18 protein-coding genes are annotated in these 16,929 nt (G+C 71.8%); 12 read left to right on the top strand and 6 right to left on the bottom strand.

Annotated features, from left to right (window positions below; genetic code table 11):
- Positions 1–25: 25 nt before the first annotated feature.
- The 5 genes from ACZ4NB_RS27090 (at position 26) to ACZ4NB_RS27070 (ending at position 4,315) form a co-directional block, all read left to right on the top strand.
- Positions 26–979, top strand: coding sequence for a metal ABC transporter substrate-binding protein (locus tag ACZ4NB_RS27090; RefSeq protein ID WP_467665549.1), 954 nt, complete (start codon positions 26–28; stop codon positions 977–979).
- Positions 976–1,794: a metal ABC transporter ATP-binding protein gene (locus ACZ4NB_RS27085; protein ID WP_467665547.1), complete on the top strand. Its 819-nt coding sequence runs from the start codon at positions 976–978 to the stop codon at positions 1,792–1,794. The genes ACZ4NB_RS27090 and ACZ4NB_RS27085 overlap by 4 nt, the downstream gene beginning before the upstream one ends.
- Before the next feature lie 4 nt (positions 1,795–1,798).
- The gene (locus tag ACZ4NB_RS27080; RefSeq protein WP_467665545.1) at positions 1,799–2,659 is read left to right on the top strand and encodes a metal ABC transporter permease; all 861 of its coding nucleotides are present in this window, start codon (positions 1,799–1,801) and stop codon (positions 2,657–2,659) included.
- Positions 2,656–3,570, top strand: coding sequence for a metal ABC transporter permease (locus ACZ4NB_RS27075; protein WP_467665543.1), 915 nt, complete (start codon positions 2,656–2,658; stop codon positions 3,568–3,570). The genes ACZ4NB_RS27080 and ACZ4NB_RS27075 overlap by 4 nt, the downstream gene beginning before the upstream one ends.
- A gap of 64 nt (positions 3,571–3,634) precedes the next feature.
- Positions 3,635–4,315, top strand: a complete 681-nt coding sequence (locus ACZ4NB_RS27070) for a DUF6445 family protein (RefSeq protein WP_467665541.1) — start codon at positions 3,635–3,637, stop codon at positions 4,313–4,315.
- A 49-nt stretch (positions 4,316–4,364) separates the two neighbouring features.
- Here the strand turns inward: ACZ4NB_RS27070 and ACZ4NB_RS27065 are convergent, their stop codons facing one another.
- The 3 genes from ACZ4NB_RS27065 to ACZ4NB_RS27055 form a co-directional block, all read right to left on the bottom strand.
- Positions 4,365–5,564 carry a GTP-binding protein gene (locus ACZ4NB_RS27065; RefSeq protein ID WP_467665539.1) on the bottom strand — a complete coding sequence of 400 codons (1,200 nt, stop codon included), beginning with the start codon at positions 5,562–5,564 and terminating at the stop codon, positions 4,365–4,367.
- Between the two features lie 50 nt (positions 5,565–5,614).
- Positions 5,615–5,788: a 50S ribosomal protein L32 gene (rpmF, locus tag ACZ4NB_RS27060; RefSeq protein ID WP_467665537.1), complete on the bottom strand. Its 174-nt coding sequence runs from the start codon at positions 5,786–5,788 to the stop codon at positions 5,615–5,617.
- Between the two features lie 195 nt (positions 5,789–5,983).
- Positions 5,984–6,949, bottom strand: a complete 966-nt coding sequence (locus ACZ4NB_RS27055; RefSeq protein WP_467665535.1) for a WD40 repeat domain-containing protein — start codon at positions 6,947–6,949, stop codon at positions 5,984–5,986.
- Positions 6,950–7,178: 229 nt separating this feature from the next.
- Here ACZ4NB_RS27055 and ACZ4NB_RS27050 point away from each other — a divergent pair, with 229 nt between their 5' ends.
- Positions 7,179–7,358, top strand: coding sequence for a hypothetical protein (locus ACZ4NB_RS27050; RefSeq protein ID WP_467665533.1), 180 nt, complete (start codon positions 7,179–7,181; stop codon positions 7,356–7,358).
- A 116-nt stretch (positions 7,359–7,474) separates the two neighbouring features.
- Positions 7,475–8,149, top strand: a complete 675-nt coding sequence (locus ACZ4NB_RS27045; protein ID WP_467665531.1) for a hypothetical protein — start codon at positions 7,475–7,477, stop codon at positions 8,147–8,149.
- A gap of 420 nt (positions 8,150–8,569) precedes the next feature.
- Here ACZ4NB_RS27045 and ACZ4NB_RS27040 read toward each other — a convergent pair whose 3' ends face one another.
- The gene (locus ACZ4NB_RS27040; RefSeq protein WP_467665529.1) at positions 8,570–8,815 is read right to left on the bottom strand and encodes a zf-HC2 domain-containing protein; all 246 of its coding nucleotides are present in this window, start codon (positions 8,813–8,815) and stop codon (positions 8,570–8,572) included.
- On the opposite strand from ACZ4NB_RS27040, the gene ACZ4NB_RS27035 reads away from it, so the two are divergent.
- Genes ACZ4NB_RS27035 through ACZ4NB_RS27020 form a run of 4 tightly spaced genes read left to right on the top strand, consistent with a single transcriptional unit; the run spans position 8,814 to position 11,831 of the window.
- The gene (locus ACZ4NB_RS27035) at positions 8,814–9,563 is read left to right on the top strand and encodes a sigma-70 family RNA polymerase sigma factor (protein WP_467665527.1); all 750 of its coding nucleotides are present in this window, start codon (positions 8,814–8,816) and stop codon (positions 9,561–9,563) included. The genes ACZ4NB_RS27040 and ACZ4NB_RS27035 overlap by 2 nt on opposite strands.
- Entirely contained in the window at positions 9,563–10,201 is a 639-nt protein-coding gene (locus ACZ4NB_RS27030) for an ABC transporter ATP-binding protein (protein WP_467665525.1), read from the top strand. The genes ACZ4NB_RS27035 and ACZ4NB_RS27030 overlap by 1 nt, the downstream gene beginning before the upstream one ends.
- Entirely contained in the window at positions 10,198–11,067 is an 870-nt protein-coding gene (locus ACZ4NB_RS27025) for a metal ABC transporter permease (RefSeq protein WP_467665523.1), read from the top strand. Before ACZ4NB_RS27030 ends, ACZ4NB_RS27025 begins: the two co-directional genes overlap by 4 nt.
- Positions 11,019–11,831 carry a metal ABC transporter solute-binding protein, Zn/Mn family gene (locus ACZ4NB_RS27020; protein ID WP_467665521.1) on the top strand — a complete coding sequence of 271 codons (813 nt, stop codon included), beginning with the start codon at positions 11,019–11,021 and terminating at the stop codon, positions 11,829–11,831. Before ACZ4NB_RS27025 ends, ACZ4NB_RS27020 begins: the two co-directional genes overlap by 49 nt.
- A gap of 97 nt (positions 11,832–11,928) precedes the next feature.
- On the opposite strand, the gene ACZ4NB_RS27015 is transcribed toward ACZ4NB_RS27020, so the two are convergent.
- Together ACZ4NB_RS27015 and ACZ4NB_RS27010 are read right to left on the bottom strand one after the other, a co-directional pair.
- A complete protein-coding gene (locus ACZ4NB_RS27015; RefSeq protein WP_467665679.1) occupies positions 11,929–13,599 on the bottom strand; it encodes a class I adenylate-forming enzyme family protein in 1,671 nt (556 codons plus the stop codon).
- Between the two features lie 74 nt (positions 13,600–13,673).
- Positions 13,674–15,491 carry a CoA transferase gene (locus ACZ4NB_RS27010; RefSeq protein ID WP_467665519.1) on the bottom strand — a complete coding sequence of 606 codons (1,818 nt, stop codon included), beginning with the start codon at positions 15,489–15,491 and terminating at the stop codon, positions 13,674–13,676.
- Positions 15,492–15,771: 280 nt separating this feature from the next.
- Between ACZ4NB_RS27010 and ACZ4NB_RS27005 the strand changes: the two genes are divergently transcribed.
- Positions 15,772–16,905: an acyl-CoA dehydrogenase family protein gene (locus ACZ4NB_RS27005; RefSeq protein ID WP_467665517.1), complete on the top strand. Its 1,134-nt coding sequence runs from the start codon at positions 15,772–15,774 to the stop codon at positions 16,903–16,905.
- The last annotated feature ends 24 nt before the right edge of the window (positions 16,906–16,929 follow it).

Here is a 16,929-nt window from a genome sequence, read left to right as displayed (position 1 = left end):
ACCCAGTCACGCCCAAGGAGACCCCGTGCACCGTCCGCAGCAGGCCCTCGTCGCTCTCGCGGCCATATCCCTCGCCGCGTTCTCGCTGGCCGGCTGCGGCGCGAAGGGTGGCACCGGACAGTCCGACGGCTCGGGGCCGGGCGCACTGAAGGTGGTGGCCACCACCACCCAGGTGGCGGACTTCGTACGCAACATCGGCAAGGGCCGCGTCGACGTCCTCCAGCTGATCAAGCCGAACGCCTCGCCCCACGAGTACGAGCCCACACCCGCCCACCTCCAGGCGATAGGCCAGGCCAAGGTGCTGTTCGAGAACGGTGCGGGGCTGGAGGAGGAATGGCTGGACAAGCCGGTCCGGGCCGCCGGGTTCAGCGGCAGGACCGTCGACACCAGCAAGCACGTCACGCTCCGCCGCGGTGAGGACGAGGAGACCGGCAAGCCCGCGGACGACCCCCACATCTGGCACAACCCCCGCAACGCGAAGATCATGTGCCGGAACATCGAGCAGGCGTTGATCAAGGCCGACCCGGACCACAAGGCCGACTACCAGGCCAACTTCACCGCCTACGCCGAACGACTCGACGCCCTCGACAAGGACATCGAGCGCAAGATCAACTCACTGCCACGCCAGGACCGCAAGCTGGTCACCAACCACGACGCCTTCGGCTACTACATCGACCGCTACCACCTCACCTACGTCGGCGCGGTCATCCCCGACTTCAGCGACCAGGCCGAACTCTCCGGCAAGCAGATCGACAGCCTGGTGCAGAAGATCAAGGCACAGAAGGTGAAGGCCGTCTTCGGCGAGAGCTCGCTGCCGCCCAAGACCACGAAGGCCATCGCCCGCCAGGCCGGCGTCGAGGTGATCGCCGGAGACGGCTCGCTGTACGGGGACTCGCTCGGCCCCAAGGGCTCAGCAGGAGACACCTACCTCAAGAGCGAGCGGTTCAACACCAAGACCATCGTGGACGCGCTGAAGTGACCACGCCGACCACTCCCGCGCCGTCGGCCATCCCCGCTCCGCGCACCGGAGCGGACCCGCACGGAGCACAGCCCGCGATCGTTTTCGACCACGCCTGTCTGGGCTACGGCTCCAAGGTCGTCCTCGACGGTGTACACGGCTCGGTCCCCCGCGGCCGGGCGCTCGCCCTCGTCGGCCCCAACGGGGCGGGCAAGTCCACCCTCATCAAGTCGGCGTTGGGGCTGGTGACCGTGGCCTCGGGGTCGGTGACGGTGTGCGGGCGGAGTCCGGCCGCCGCCCGCACACACACCGCGTACGTGCCCCAGGCCGACACCCTCGATCCCGAATTCCCGGTCACCGTCGGGCAGGTGGTGCTGATGGGCCGCTACCGCGCCGTCGGCTGGCTGCGCCGGCCCGGGCGCCACGACCGCTCCATCGCGGCCGAGGCACTGGACCTGGTCGGCCTCGCGGACCGGGCCCGGGACCGCTTCGGCACCCTCTCCGGCGGGCAACGGCAGCGCGTTCTTCTCGCCCGCGCGATCGCCCAACAGGCCGCCGTGCTGCTGCTGGACGAGCCTTTCAATGGCGTGGACGCGGTCAGCAGGGATGCACTGATCGGTGCGCTGCGTGAGCTGAAGAGGGGAGGCGCCACTGTCCTCGTCAGCACCCACGACCTGGCGATCGCCCATGCCGCATGCGAGCAGGTGTGTCTGCTCAACGGGCGGCAGTTCGGCTTCGGGTCGCTGCAGTCGACGCTCACCGCCCGGAACCTCAGGGCCTGCTACGGCGCTCAGGTGCTTGAGGTGGACGGCAGCACCGTAGTGGCGGGGGTGTGACGGCATGGCCCTCCTCACCGACCCCTTCCAAGCCCCTTACATGGCCCGCGCCCTGGTGGAGTTGGTGATCCTCGGGATACTCGGCGGCCTCGTGGGCGTGTTCGTGCTCGTACGCCGCCTGGCATACGTCGCCGACGCCCTCACCCACACCGTCTTCCCCGGTGTCGTCATCGGCTTCGCCGCCGGCGCGGCGGACGGGGTGTTCTGGGGCGCCCTCGCCGCGGGCCTGCTCACCGCCGCCCTGCTCACGCTGCTCACCCGCACCCCCCGGATCAGCGAGGACGCGGCGCTGACCCTCATCCTCACCGCCCTGTTCGGGCTGGGGGTGGTGCTGGTGTCACGCCGGCACAGCTACCACCACGACCTGACGGCGTTCCTCTTCGGTCAGGTGCTCACCGTCACCCGGCAGGAGATCGTGCAGAGCGCGGTCCTGGCCCTGGTGTGCCTGACCGTCCTCGTCGTCCTCGGGCGTCATCTGACGCTACGGGCCTTCGATCCGGAGGGAGCCCGCGCCCTGGGCTACCGCGTCGGGCTGCTGGACCTCGCACTCCACACGGTGATCGCACTGGTAGTCGTCGCAGCGGTCCGGTCGGTCGGCACCGTACTGGTCATCGCGCTCGTGATCATCCCCGCGGCCGTCGGACGCCTGGTCTCCCACCGCATTCCCATGATCGCCACCACCGGCGCCGTGTTCGGCGGGCTGTGCGGCTGGCTCGGGCTGGCGGCCAGCAATGAGGCGTCGATCCGGTACGGGTTGCCGCTGGCCGCCGGCCCGGCCGTGGTCCTGCTGATGGTCGGCGGATACCTGGTACTGCGCGCCACGACCGCCCTCACCGGCCGGATGGCCCGGAAGGCACGGACATGAACTGGCTCGACTCCTACGCCCACCGCGCCGTGCTGGAGGCGGCACTGGTCGGCGCCGTCTGCGGGGCGATCGGCCTGCATGTCCTCCTTCGCCGCCTGAGCTTCTTCGCCATGGCGATGACCCATGCGACCTTCCCCGGCGTGGTGCTGGCCACCGTGACCGGCTTCGACCTCTACCTCGGTGGCGCGGCAGCGGGCCTCCTCGGCTGCCTGTGCGTCGTCGGCGTCTCACGCCGCCGCGATCAGGACACCGGCACCGCTACGGGCATCATGCTGTCGGCCGGCTTCGCCCTCGGCGTCGCCCTGCTGTCCGCCTCCAACGGCTTCAGCCGGAACCTCGAAGCCTTCATGACCGGCTCCCTCCTCACGGTCTCCGACCACGACCTGACGACCACGGCAGGCGTCGGCGCCGTCGTCCTCCTCGTCCTCGGCGCGCTGCACAAGGAACTCGTGCACGGCGCATTCGACCCCGAAGGGCAGCGGGCCGCCGGATACCCCGTAGTGGCCCTGGAACTGCTGCTCCTGCTGCTGGTGGAGGCCGTCATCGTCGTCACCGCACCTGCCGTTGGCGTGATGCTGGCCATGTCCCTGATCATCGGCCCCGCCGCCACCGCCCGTCTGTGGACCGAGCGGATCCGCTGCGCCGTACCGCTGGCGGCGGCCCTCGGTGTCGGCGCGTGCCTGATGGGCCTGGAACTGTCCATCCGCTGGGACATGGCCGCCGGAGGCGCCATCACCCTGGTCGTCGCCGCCCTGTTCCTCGCCTCCCTGGCCGTGTCGCCGCATGGCATTCGCGCCAGGGTGCAGCGCCGCCTCCGACGAGCCCACGACGCTGTCCCCGAAGGTTCATCCGAGTCCGTTCCCCAAGACGAAAGCGACATGACGAAGCCGGAACCCCTACGGTTGCGGTGAGTTGACGGAGGATTGACCACTTCGCGGGAGAGCGCTGACGCGGGCCGACCCTAAGGTCGGCCGCATGCCCCCACGTGCCCCGAGGCCCTTGGCGCTCCCCGTCCTCCCCTACCGAAAACCCACACCCGGCCGGGACTACTGGGTTCTGGACAATGTGCTGCCCGACGCCGATGCCGTCCGGGCCCGCTGCCTCGCCAAGGACGACTGGGGCGAGGGCTATCCGCACAAGCCCGAGAGCTGGCCCGGCCTGCGCACGATGCCCGGGCTCGAACCGGCTGAACTGACCCGCGTCGAAAGACTGGTCAGGTCTGCCACCGGCGCGCGCCGCCTGTGGCAGGAGACCGCTCCCGGCGGCGGCACCCTCAACCACAACTGCATCCAGGTCGTGGGCGAGGACGAGTGCGAGCCCCGACCCCACACCGATTCGCGATCGCTGTGCCGCTACGCCGCCGTGCTCTATCTCAACCCCGACGTGCCCAAGGACTGCGGGACCAGCTTCTACCGCCAGAGCCTGCCGGGCGACCGGCTCGGCGGGAACATGGTGACCTCACCGCACGACAACCTGGTCGACGCCCTCGGAACGCGCTTCGTCCCGCCCGACTCCTTCACCGAGGACGTACGGGTATCGCACCGCTACAACCGGCTGCTGCTCTACACCGCCAACATGATGCACAGCGCCACCGGCTACTGGGGCAGAACCCTGGAGGGCAAGCGGATGACCGCTGTGTTCTTCTGGATGGCATAACGCCCGTGCCGGACCAGCAGGCAGCTGGTCCGGCACGGGGACAGAGCCTTCAGCCGGTGGCGACCGCTTCGTGGCCGTGCTCGTGCTCGCAGGCGTCGTCGATGCCGTACGTCTCCCAGGACGGGAACGGATCGTCCAGCCCGGCGGCGGTCTCACCGTCCCGCAGGAGGCAGGCCGTGAGCCGTTCGGTCAGGGCCTCCTTGCGCAGGGCGGTGCCGATGAAGGCCAGCTCCTGCGCCTGCTGTTCGCCGCTGCGGACGCCGGCCGGTTCGAAGCGTGCGACGACGCCGGCCTGGGACCACAGCCCGGTGACGGCGGGCCGGGTCGCGAGCCGGAAGAAACCCTTGGAGCGCAAGATGCCGCCGTACGCCCCGCTGTCCAGCTCCTCGGCGACGAACCGCCACAACCGCTCGGGGTGGAAGGGCCGTTCGGCACGGAAGACGACACTGGAGATCCCGTACTCCTCGGTCTCCGGGACGTGGTCTCCGTTGAGTTCGGCGACCCATCCCGGGGCCTGCTGGGCCTTCTCCACATCGAACCGGCCGGTGCCGAGGATCTCGACCGGGTCCACCTGCCCGTGGCGGACGGGCACGATGCGGGCCGAGGGGTTGAGGCGGGCCAGGGTGGCCTTGAGCCGGTCCGTCTCGTCCTCGCTGACGAGGTCGAGCTTGTTGAGCACGATCACGTCGGCGAACTCGACCTGGTCCATCAGCAGGTCGCTGACCGTGCGTTCGTCGTCCTCGTACTGATCGAGACCGCGCTCCGTCAGTTCGTCGCCGCGCGCCAGTTCGGGGAGGAAGTTGGCGGCGTCGACGACGGTGACCATGGTGTCCAGGTCCGCGACGTCCGCCAGCATCGCCCCGTCGTCGCGGGCGAAGGAGAACGTGGCGGCAACCGGCATGGGCTCGGAGATCCCGCTCGACTCGATGAGCAGGTAGTCGAACCGGCCCGCGCGGGCGAGCCGGTCCACCTCCTCCAGCAGGTCGTCCCGCAGCGTGCAGCAGATGCACCCGTTGGTCATCTCCACCAGCCGCTCCTCGGTACGCGACAGCGCCGCTCCGCCGTCGCGCACCAGCGCCGCATCGATATTGACCTCGCTCATGTCATTCACGATCACCGCCACGCGAAGCCCCGCGCGGTTGTTCAGGACGTGATTGAGCAGCGTGGTCTTGCCCGCACCGAGGAATCCGGAGAGCACGGTGACGGGCAGAGGACGGTCGATGGCGGCGGGTGCGGCAGAGGCGGACACGGGCGGTTCCTGTTCGTACGGGATCGACTGGGGAATGCGGCGTGCGCCTGTCACTTCCCAGGAAGCGGAAGCAGCCCACGCTCGTAGGCGCGCACCAGACGACGCGGCACCTGGTACTCGACTCCGTCGACGTAGACCGGGGCGAGGTCGGGGGTGCTCGCCTTCCACTGCGCGCGGCGGTGGCGGGTGTTGCTGCGGGACATCTTGCGCTTGGGAACGGCCACTGAGGGAACCTCCTGATGAATCAGTGCTGCAGACCCAGAAGCTACATGAAAACGAATGTCATGCGCAAAAGAACCTCGTCTTGATGGCGGCGGCACTGGCCCGGCGTCTCTCCGCTCTCCAGGCGCCGCAGCCGGCGCGTGGCGCTGTGGACGGTGACGGGCGCGCGAGGTGTGCGGCGGCAGGTCGACCGGCCGTCACGCTGCCTTGGCGTCACTCCAAGTGGTGGGCGTTGGTGCGGGGTTGATGTCCAGGAGTGCTATGCGCCCTCCCCGTTCTGCTGCCACGAGCATGCGCCGCCCTATCCACGCAAGGGACGTGGCGGGGGAAGTCAGATGCCATGCGGCGACGGACGTGTAACCGTTCCTCTGGTGCCGGACCCCGGCCTGCCACAGGCGGATGGTGTAGTCGGATCCGGCCGTCGCGAGCATGTCCCCGTCGCCGGGGCGCCACGCCACCGCCGATGCGCAGACGGGGAGGACGGCCAATCGTGTCGGCCGCCTGGGGCCGATGGACCAGAGCGACAGGTGGCGCTCGGCCGGTACGGCCAGCCGGTGCCCGCTGTCGCTGAAAACCGGGCCGTGCGGACCTGAGCTGTCCTCGCACTCGACCGGCCGCCCCGATGGGCGATGTGTCTCCCACAGCAAGGTCTTGCCCTGGTATGTCGAGCCAACAGCCCATCGGCCGTCGACGGACAGGGTGAGATCGCCTGGTGCGCCGCTGTAGGCATGGACGGCGACCGGCTCGCGACGCGTGGGCATGAAGCAGCGGACGTGGCCTGCCAGGGAGACCGCCAACAGGCGTCCGCCCTGCGCGCCGGCCACGTCGGTGGCTGCAGCCGGGAGGGAGGCGGTGGACCACTGTGCCACGCCGTCAGTGTCGTAGGTGGTGACATGGCGTCCTTGCGCAATCGCCACGACGCCCGGCCCCATCCAGCATGCACGGATGCATGCCTCGGGAGTGGTCCGCGTGATCAGCCTGCCGTCCGCAGCGCGCCACAGGCCGTATCCACGGGGGCCTGTCAAGGCCAGGCTCCGCCCATCAGGAGAGAAGGCGAGACCCGTGATGCCGCCGGGCAACGCGACGTGGCCGTGCTCCTCGCCTCCATCAAGATCCAGCACGCGAACCCCGCCGCGGCGCCCGGCGGCAGCGATCAGACCCACGCCCACCGACAGAGAGGTCGGTTCCCACGGGAGTCGCCTCGACCAGAGCTGGGATCCCTGCGGGCGTTCACCGGTTGCTGGGGGAGTCGGCACTCTCACCATGGCTGCGTTCCTGCCTGGGGCCTGGAGGTGCGGCGGGCGCGGGGGCGTGTCCGCTGTGAGGATCCGTTGACGTGCATGGCGGTCTTCCATTGGTGAGTAATGGGAATCATTTCCATTAAACACTCTCGTGGGGTCCGGCTGTGATCCGGGTTCCCCGCTCGTACTGGAGGCCAAGGCTCCCGACGGATACCTCGTCACCGGCGGCGGCTACGAGCTGCCGGAGTACGACCGGCACGACGCGACCGTCCCGGGACTCTGCCGTCAGTACGAGGGCAGACAGGGGACGCACTGGACGAGATGCCTTTGAGGGAGAGGGCAAACCGGCGCAGAGTTGCGTCAGTTGGCTCGCACGAGACGGAAGACTTCCGTCCGGTCGGATAATTTCTGTCCGGCCGGCCGAGGCGGGTGGCAGCATGGCGGGCGATGTCCGCCGAGTCGCTGTCGAGATGGGTGCGCGCCGCGCTGTTCGCCGCGGTGTGCGTCGCGCTGTCCGCGACCGGCCATGTGCTGATGTCCGGCTCCGATGTCGCCCCGTGGGCCTTGGTCGCCAGCTTCCTGGCCACCGGGTCCGGTGCATGGGCAGCGGCGCGTCGGGAGCGCGGGCCGGTGGCGATCGTGGGCGGGCTGCTGGGGGCGCAGGCGGTGCTGCACCACCTGTTCGCGTGGGCACAGCAGCGGCCCGTGCCCATGCAGATGTCGATGCAGATGCCGATGGGTACGGCGCACGCCGATGTGCAGACGTGGTGGATCGAGGAGCTGGTGCGGTGCGGGGCGCCGCACGGGGCGTCCACCATGGGCCATGGCGGGCACAGCTCGCTCGGGATGGTCGCCGCTCATGGACTGGCCGCCTTGGTGTGCGGGGTGTGGCTGTGGCGGGGCGAGACAGCCGTCTTCCGGCTGCTGCGCTGCGTGGGCATGCTGGCCGAGCTGGCCGTCGGGGCGCTCAGGCTTCTGATCGTCTGCTTCGTTCGTCCTGTGCGGCGGCCGAGCCTGTGGGCCGTTTCGCGCGCCCGGCTTCCCGTCGCCCGGCTGCGGGCGGCGCTGCTGTGTCATGTGCTGTCGCGGCGTGGGCCGCCGCAGGAACTTGCGTACTGCTGAGCGTCCTTCGCGGGCTGCCGGGCTGTCGCGCTGACCCGGCGGTCCGGTAACAGGTGTCCGCACAGCACCCCGCTTCGGCCACTGCCATCGGGGGCTGTCGACGCCTGCCCGAGTGCGAGGGATCGCCCTGCGTGAACCACCGTCGCGGAGGCCCGTGTTCGAGGGCGCGCGGCGGGAGCTTTCCTGCCTTACGGCTGTACGTCCCGGGTTCCGCCGCCAGAGAGGTGGCGGTGACTGACACCGGACGACGGCCGTCCATCCGCCGTGCCCTGGTGTCCTTCGGCATCGGTACGGCCGTGCACCGAGGACTGATCCCCGATGACACGAATACCTCCTTGGCGTGCGCTCGATTGCGCCGTCGTCAGCCGGGCCGGAGCCCCGTTCCGATTCCCTTGCAACTGCCGGTCCAGGCGCAGGGACTCAGTGGCCGTCCCGGCTTTCCCGGCGGTCGGCCAGCATGCTCAGCAACCGGTCCGTCCACTCCGGGGTGGGGCCGGCGTCTTCCGTACGACTCAGGGCGCGCAGCCGCTCGGCATCGGCGGCCCAACGGCGGCAGTCGGCGCACCGGGCGAGATGCCGGTCGAGGGCCTGCGACGCAGCGGTACCGCTGTCGAGTTCGCCGTCCAGGCGGGCGGAGAGCGCGGTGCGGTGGGGGGCGCAGTTCATGGCGTCATTCTCGCCCTCGCGACGCCGCCCTCCGCTGTCCGGGCCGCCGGCTCCCGGAACCGGGAGACGTGTCGTGGACGATGAGCAGGTGACCGTCCTGGCAATGGCGGCCCGCACCGGCGATCCGGCGGCGGTGGAGGCGTTCATTCGGGCCACGCAGCGGGACGTGTGGCGGTTCGTCGCCCACCTGACCGATCCCCAGTCGGCGGACGACCTCGCCCAGGAGACCTTTCTGCGCGCGCTGGGCAGCCTTTCCCGCTTCGCCGGGCGTTCCTCGGCACGTACGTGGCTGCTGTCGATCGCCCGTCGGGTGGTCGTGGACCGCTACCGCGCCGCCTCCGCGCGGCCGAAGACGGCGGATCTGGCGGACTGGGAGGAGGCCGCCGAGCGCTGTCAGCCGCGTGGTCTGCCGGGCTTCGAGGAGCGGGTGGCGCTGGACGAGCTGTTGGCCGGTGTGCCGGTCGACCGGCGGGAGGCGTTCGTACTGACGCAGGTGGTGGGCCTGCCGTACGCGGAGGCGGCGGAAGTGGCGGGGTGTCCGGTGGGCACGGTGCGGTCGCGTGTCGCACGGGCCCGGAGCCAGCTGATCGCGATGCTGCGGGCCGCCGAGGACGCTGCAGAACGCACCCGCGGGGTGAGCGGAAAGGAAAGCCGGGAACCGAAGGCGTCCGGCGTCCGACTGCTCTTCTTGGCCGGGGCACGCGGCTCCGGCGCACGGCACGCGGTGACTGTGGGGAGGAGGGTCTGATGGAGGGGCTCGGCATACGCATGGCCGAGGTCTCCTGTCGTCACGGGCGGCAGGAGGTGGTCCACGAGGTGGATCTCGATATCGCCCCCGGCGAGCGGGTGGCGCTGACCGGGACCAACGGATCGGGCAAGACGACGCTGCTGCGCGCGGTGCTGGGCCTGCACCGTGACGTCGGCGGGCAGATCGCGGTGGGCGGCCGGCTGACCGGAACGGCGGCCGAGTGGGCGTGGCGGCGCCGGGCCTGCGCGTGGATTCCGCAGCGCCCCGCGGGGGGCCGATTCCCCTTGCTGGTACGGGAGTTGCTGGCCAGCAGTGGGGACGTGGAGGAGGCCGGAAAGGCGGCCGGGCGGCTGGGCGTCGGCGAACTGGCCGACCGGCCACTGCACACCCTGTCCGGCGGCCAGTTGCAGCGGGTGCACCTGGCTCGGGCCGTCGGCTGCGTGGCGGCCGGGGCCGGGGTGCTGCTGGCCGACGAGCCCACCGCCGCCCTGGACTTCGACGGGCAGGCGGAGGCGGCGGAGGTACTGACCGGACTGCCGGTGACGCTGGTCGTCGTGACGCACGACCGCGGGATGGCGAAGCGGTGCGACCGGGTCCTGGAGATGGCCGCCGGACGCGTGCGGGAGGTCGCCGCATGAACGGGTGGACACACCTCGGCGACCTGCTGAGCCTGATCCCCGTGCAGCGCGCGGGCCTCGCCCTGCTGCTGGCGGCCGTCGGACTGCCGGTCGTGGGCGTGGTGATCGTCGGGCTGGACATCATGCCGGTCCGCTTCGCGATGATGCACGTCGCCCTGCTGGGCATCGCCGTCGGGCTGCTGACCGGGCTCGACCCCGCCCTCTGCGCGATCGTCGCCTGCGCCCTGGCCGGCGCCGGTATCAGCCCGCTGGCCCGTACGCCCGACGGGCTGTCGGGGGCGATGGGACTGCTGATGAGCCTGGCCATCGCCGCGGCGCTGCTCGTCCTGGCGGTCTCCGGGGTCAATGCCGCCGGGGCCTTCGCGCTGCTGTGGGGCTCGATCCTGTCGGTGGGCGACGGGGACGTGGCCGTCCTCGCCGCCCTCGCCGTGGTCGTCCCCGGGCTGTTCTGGTGGCGGCGGCGCCAGGTGGCGCTGCTGCTGCACGACCGCGAGCTGGCGCTGTGCGCCGGGGTGCCCGTGCAGCGGCTCACCCTGATCCTGCTGGTGCTCGTCGCCGTGTCGGTGGCCGGCGCGATCCGGCTCACCGGCGCGCTGCTGGTGGACGCCCTCACGCTGCTGCCCGCGCTGGCCGCCCGCCGCCTGGGACGCTCCCTCGGCTCGATCGTGGCCTGGGCGATCGGCATCGGCCTGGCCGTCAATCTCGTCGGTTTCCTGCTGGCCCTGGCGCTGGACCTGCCGCCCGGGCCGATTCTCGTCCTCGTGGCCGGGGCAACCGCCCTGGTCGCTCATCTCGTCCCCGAACGGAGAAACCGCTCATGGCACGCATCCGCGTCCGCGTCCCCTTCCTCCCCGCCCTTGCACTGACGACCGGGCTGTCCCTGCTCACCGGCTGCTCAGACAGTGGCACCGAGCACTCCGCCCACGCCGGGTCGCATGACAAGGACGGTGGTCCGGTCGTCGTGGCCACCACGACCTGGGAGGCGGCCTTCGCCCACGCCGCCGGGGCGAAGAACGTCAAGGTCATCGTGCCGCCGTCCGTACAGCACGCCCCGGACTACGAGCCCAAGCCCTCCGACCTCGCCGCGGTCGCCGGCGCCGACTATGTGCTGTACGCGCCGTTCGAGCCCTTCGCGGGCAAGATCAAGGACGCGGCGGGCTCGAAGGCCGAACTCGTCGCGGTGAACCTCGACAACACGGCCGACAAGGCCACCGCCGAAGTGACGAAGCTGGGCAAGAAGTTCGGCACCCAGAAGGCCGCAGCGGCCTGGACGAAGAAGTTCAGCGGCGAGTACGGCAAGTTGTCCGCCGAGGTGAAGAAGGCGTGGCCGGGCGGCCACCGCCCGACGGTGGTGGCCCAGGCGTTCTCCTCCTGGGCAGCGAAGCTGGCCGGTGCGGAGGTGGTCGGGACGTACGGGCCGGATCCGGTGACGCCCAGCCAGGTGTCCAAGCTGTCGGCCAAGAAGCCTGCGCTGGTCCTGGACAACGTCCACATGTCCACCGGCACGGTCCTGCCGGACTCCGGCGCCCAGCAGATCGAGATCGCCAACTTCCCCGGCAAGGACCTGGATCTGCTGGCGGTGTACCGCAATGCGGCGACAGCCGTGGAGAAGGGGCTGGGCAAGCACTGACGTATGGCACGGCGGCCGGGAAGGGCCGCGGCGCATCAACCGCCGCGGCCCTCACCCTGTTCGGGGCGGCCCTGCCCTGATCCGGGCCCGGTGCCGCCTACCCGTCCACGGCGCCCTGCGGCACTGACCCGGCGAGCCGTTCACGCATCGCCGCCCGGTCCGGCTTGCCCGCCGGGGTCAGCGGAAGCTCGTCCAGGAGCAGCAGCGCCTCGGGGTGCTTGCGACGCTCCAGGGCACGCTGGTCCAGGTGTCGGCACAGCCCCTCCAGGGTCAGTTCCTGTCCCTGTTTCGGTACCACGCAGGCACCCAGCCGTTCGCCCATCAGCCGGTCGGGTACGCCGACGCAGACCGCCTCCCGCACCTGCGGATGTGTCAGGAGGTGTTGCTCCACCTCGTTGGGGCTGATGTTGGCACCGCCGCGGATGACGATGTCCTTCAGCCGCCCCACGAGGCGCAATGTGCCGTCGTCGTCCAGCACTCCGAGGTCTCCGGTGCGCACCCAGCCGCCGGGAGTGCGGTAGCGGACATCGAGTTCGGGCGAGCCCACGTACGACAGCGGTGTCATCGGGCCGCGGGCGACGATCTCGCCCATGATGCCCGGGGGCATCGCCACGATGTCGCCGCGCGGGGCGGCCAGGTCGGCGATGCGGATGTCGGCCACCCGGGGATCCGGACGTCCCACTGCGATTCCCGGCCCGTCATCGGGCTCCGGCTTCTCGTCGATCCCCGTATGGCAGTTGACGCCGTCGGCCGACCCGTACAGGTTCACGACCGCGCAGCCAAAGGCGCGCCGGGCCTCGGCCGCGGTGCCCTGGTCGAGGGGAGCGCCACCCAGCACCAGTGCGGTGAGGGAAGAGGTGTCGACAGCCGTCCGGCCGAGGCGCTCAAGGAGCATACGGACCATGGTCGGTACGGCGAAGAGGTGCGTGGGTCGTTGCCGGCCGATCGCGGCCAGGGCGGCATCGGCGTCGAATCGGTCGATCAGCACCAGGGTGCCGCCGTGGCGGGCCAGGGTGACGGCGGTGCCGCTGCTCCCGAATGCCGACGCCAGCGGCACGAGGAAGAGGTTGCGCGGCGCCTGCCCGTCGGCCAGAAGGGACGCCAGGAAGTTGCCGCGTCCTCCGGCCAGCGCGTTGTGCGAGTAGGCCACCATCTTGGGTTCGGCCTCGGAACCGGAGGAGACCAGGATGCGGGCGGCCGAGTCAGGGTCCGGGCGGGCAGGGGTGAAGACCGCGCCATCGGTCCTCAGCAGTTCGCCGAAGGAGACGCAGCCGTCCGGGGTCCGGCCGGGTCTGGCGGCGATCACCGTACGAAGCGCGGGAAGTTCGGTGGACAGCGCAAGGAGGTCCTCCGCGTGGCGGCTGCCGCGGTGTTCGGCTGCCGTGATGACGGCGACGGCGCCCGAGCGGCCGAGCAGGGAGGCGGCCTCGCACCTGCCGCGGCCGACCGGAAAGGGCAAGGCGAGGGCGCCGAGGGCCGCCAGGGCGAGGTCGGCGACGACGGCCCGCCGCCCGTTGGGCAGCTGAACGCCGACCACATCACCGGGGCGGATGCCGGTCGCGGCGAGTCCGGCGGCCAGACCTCGCGCGTGGCGATCCAGTTCGCCGTAACTCACCTCTCCCTGCGGGTCGATGACGGCGGCTCGGTGCGGGTCCGCGCAGCGACGGGCGCGGAAGAGGGCGTACAGGTCGAGGTCGGGGTAGCTGCCGTCGGCCGCCCAGGAGCGGCGCAGCGCGGCGGGCACCAGGTCACGTATCGGCTCGTGCACGGCGGTCACCTCGGCTACGTCGGTCGTTTCGGGTACGGAGGTCGCCACGGGTACGTCGGTCGCGTGCGGAACGGTCACGAGAGGCTCCAGGGGGACGGAACGGCGGGTGCGCCATGGGCGTCGCGGGTGAGGGCGCCGGCGAGCCGGGGATCGTGCGGCAGCGCGGCGAGGTCGGTGCTGACGGCGGTGGCCGCCAACCCGCGGGCACGCAGGACGGCGACGGCTTCGGCGGTAGGAAGCCGTCGTATCCGCGCCGTATGGCCGGCGGCCTCGGCGGCGCAGGCGTCGGCCGGGGCCAGCCAGCCGTCCGCGGTCGGCAGCGGGTGCCGGAAGCCCGCCGGACGCCGTGGATCCCGCCCGGCCGCGGCGCGGCGCAGGGCCGGTGCGGTGAGCGCATCGGCCGCGCCGAGCAGCGAGGAGTCGACGCGGATGCCGTGCCCGGTGCGTTCGCGGGCGAGCAGACCGGCGAGGACGGCCTCAGCGCCCAGGAGCCCACCGAGCACGTCGAGCAGGGTCATCAGGGAGGGCGCGGGCGGCTCCCCGGCGGGCCGGACGGCCTCGCCGACGCCCGTTCTCGCCTGCACCATGAAGTCGGTGCCGATCGGCGCACCGGGCAGCTCCCGGCCGGCGAACCCGCTGGTGTAGGCGTAGACGAGACCGGGGTTGGCGGCGGACAGCGCGTCGGCGTCCAGGCCGAGCTGCTCGGCCTTGCCGGGAGCCCAGTTGTGGAGGAACACATCCGCCTCGGCGGCGATCTCGCCCAGCCTGCGACGGTCGGACGGGGACTTGATGTCGATCTCGACCGCCTTCTTCCCCCGGTTGAGGGCCAGCCACCGCGCGGAGAGACCCGCGCAGGTGGGCGGCATTCCGCGCAGCGGGTCGCCGCCCGGCGGCTCGATACGGACCACCTCCGCGCCGAGCAGACCGAGCAGGTGTGCGGCCAGCGGTGCCTGGATCCGGCGTCCGGCCTCCAGGACGACCATCCCCGCCAACGGTCGTGCGGGCGCAGGTATGCGTACGGGAGCGGGTGGGCGACGCAGTGCCTCCCGGCCGGGCACAAGGGCCCATGGCGCGTCCGCCGCACCGCCCTCCGCACCGCCCTCCGCCACCCGCTCCGCGAGCGTGTGGAGCCGGCAGACGTCCGCTCCCGAGGCGTCCGCCGCGCGGCGGATCTCCTCCCAGCCGTGGGCGAGGGTGACGGTGTGCAGCGCGTCGGGCAGCGGCGCACAGCCCGTCGCATACCGGAACTGGAACGGCCGCCAGCCGGCCCGTATCGCTTCCTGCGGCGCCTCCAGCGCATGCCAGAAACCGGCCCACACGGCAGGCTCCAGGGCCTCCAGCTCGAAGCGCGTGCCGTCGGCGGCGGTGAACGGCGGCCCACCCGGGCCCGTCGGGGCGGCCTCCCCCTCCTCGGCTCCGGCAGCGGCCAGGTACTGGGAGACCGTCAGGAGCGCCGCCCGGTCGGCGGCGGTGGCGACCGAGGTCACCGCGCCGCCGCGGGCCTGGCCGATCAGCGCGGCGAGCAGTCCCTGCACCGTGAGGACACCGGTGGCGGTGGCGGCGTAGTCGACGGCCAGTCCGCGCGGGCCGCCGTCGCGCTGCCCATGGACGGCCATGACGCCGCAGACCGCCTGCGCGGTCGCCTCGTCGCACACCTCCTGCGGAGCACACACGTCGGCCCAGGCAACCCGGGCCCGTACGGGCGCATGCCCCGGCCCGGCCAGGACGAGCCGCGCATGCCCGGCCGGGCCGCTGTCGTCGACCGGGGCGGGACGGGCACCCAGCGCGCGCAGATGGTCAACGGCCGTACCGGCCAGGGCCGGCAGGCCCAAAACACTCAGCTCCAGCCCGTCGAGCGGCAGGACCGTCCCCGTCGTCGTGGTGTGTGCCATGGCTGCTCCCTCTCCGGCGGCGGTGGCCGCCGCGTCGGCACCGGACTCGTCGCGGGAACCCGAAGGCGGCCGGATCCGACCTCTCTCCCGCGAGCCCAGCAGTCGGATGGCGGAACCGCCTGGTTCCCGGAAAGGACGCAGAACGGTGAAGGAGTTTCGGCGACCCGCTCACACGGACGGGACTGAGCACGGCGGCAACGGAACCGAGGTCGTCAGCGGGCCTCAGCCGGCAGGAGTGTCCGCCCCCGAGTACCCGGGGGTGCCGGCCTGCCCGGCGCCCATGGGAGAACTGCGTGAGCGCATAACGAAGTTCGTCACCGGCCGCGTGATCCCGAAGGAACCCGACCTCGACGCGGGCGGCCCGGCGGCGAAGCGGATCCTCGGCGAACTCCAGGAAGAGGCGAAGAGGGAAGGGCTGTGGGCCCTGCCCCTCCCGGTCGAACTGGGCGGCCAAGGACTGCCGCTGACCTTGTACGCCCACCTCGCCGAAGCGGAGGGGGCGAGCGACCACGGCCCCGCCGCACTCGGCTCGGCCACCCTCCTGGACGCCCTCATGCTCCACCGGCACGCCGCGCCCCGCGTCCGCGAGCACTACCTGGAACGGCTGACCACCGGCAGAATCCGTTCCGCCTACGCCATGACGGAGCCGGAAGTGCCGGGCAGCGACCCCCTGTTGACCCAGACCCGTGCGGAGGCCAGGCCGGACGGCTCCTACGCGCTGTCCGGCCGCAAGTGGTTCACCACCGCGGCCGCCGAGGCCGACATCGTGACCGTCCTCGCCCGCACCGACGGTGAACCGGCGGACCGCGGCGGTCTGTCCCTGCTGCTGGTCCCCACGGACACCCCCGGCTTCCGCATCGTCCGGGAGCTGCCCGTCCTGGGCACCGGAGGCCAGTGGGAGATCGAACTGCACGACGTACGGGTCCCCGCCGACCACCTCATCGGCGCACGCGGCAATGCCCTGGCCGTCGCCGCGCAGCGACTCCAGCTCGGCCGCACCCTGCGCTGCCTGCGCTGGCTCGGCCAGGCCGAACGGGCCTTCGCCCTCATGCGCACCCGTGCCCGGGAGCGCATGCTGCGACGCGGGCCGCTGGGCGACCACCAGCTGGTCCAGCAGCACATCTTCGAGGCACTGCTGGCCATCCGCTCCACCCGGCCGCTGGTCCACGAAGCGGCCCGGCTCATCGATGCGGGCCGGGACGCCCACATCGAGGTCGGCCTGGCCAAGGTCGCGGCGGCGCGCATGTTGCAGCACGTCGCGGACGGGGCGATCCAGGTCCACGGCGCCGCGGGCCTCGGCCCGGACACCCCGCTGCCGGGTCTCTTCCGGATGGGCCGGATGGCCCGTCTCCTCGACGGCCCGGACGAGCTCCACATCACCTCCGTGGCGCGGCGGGTGCTGCGGGAGGGATGAGGGGGCCGAGACAGGCGAGGAGGC

This window comes from Streptomyces sp. NPDC026575, from assembly GCF_055567415.1.
This window is presented reverse-complemented; position numbering and strand designations above follow the sequence as displayed.

Excerpts from the sequence above, each read along its gene's own strand:
- ACZ4NB_RS27020 (WP_467665521.1), top strand. The coding sequence starts at position 11,019 with ATGGCACGCATCCGCGTCCGCGTCCCCTTCCTCCCCGCCCTTGCACTG.
- ACZ4NB_RS27005 (WP_467665517.1), top strand. The coding sequence starts at position 15,772 with ATGGGAGAACTGCGTGAGCGCATAACGAAGTTCGTCACCGGCCGCGTG.
- ACZ4NB_RS27070 (WP_467665541.1), top strand. The coding sequence starts at position 3,635 with ATGCCCCCACGTGCCCCGAGGCCCTTGGCGCTCCCCGTCCTCCCCTAC.
- ACZ4NB_RS27075 (WP_467665543.1), top strand. The coding sequence starts at position 2,656 with ATGAACTGGCTCGACTCCTACGCCCACCGCGCCGTGCTGGAGGCGGCA.
- ACZ4NB_RS27030 (WP_467665525.1), top strand. The coding sequence starts at position 9,563 with ATGGAGGGGCTCGGCATACGCATGGCCGAGGTCTCCTGTCGTCACGGG.
- ACZ4NB_RS27035 (WP_467665527.1), top strand. The coding sequence starts at position 8,814 with ATGGCGTCATTCTCGCCCTCGCGACGCCGCCCTCCGCTGTCCGGGCCG.
- ACZ4NB_RS27010 (WP_467665519.1), bottom strand. The coding sequence starts at position 15,491 with ATGGCACACACCACGACGACGGGGACGGTCCTGCCGCTCGACGGGCTG.
- ACZ4NB_RS27045 (WP_467665531.1), top strand. The coding sequence starts at position 7,475 with ATGTCCGCCGAGTCGCTGTCGAGATGGGTGCGCGCCGCGCTGTTCGCC.
- ACZ4NB_RS27040 (WP_467665529.1), bottom strand. The coding sequence starts at position 8,815 with ATGAACTGCGCCCCCCACCGCACCGCGCTCTCCGCCCGCCTGGACGGC.
- ACZ4NB_RS27025 (WP_467665523.1), top strand. The coding sequence starts at position 10,198 with ATGAACGGGTGGACACACCTCGGCGACCTGCTGAGCCTGATCCCCGTG.
- ACZ4NB_RS27080 (WP_467665545.1), top strand. The coding sequence starts at position 1,799 with ATGGCCCTCCTCACCGACCCCTTCCAAGCCCCTTACATGGCCCGCGCC.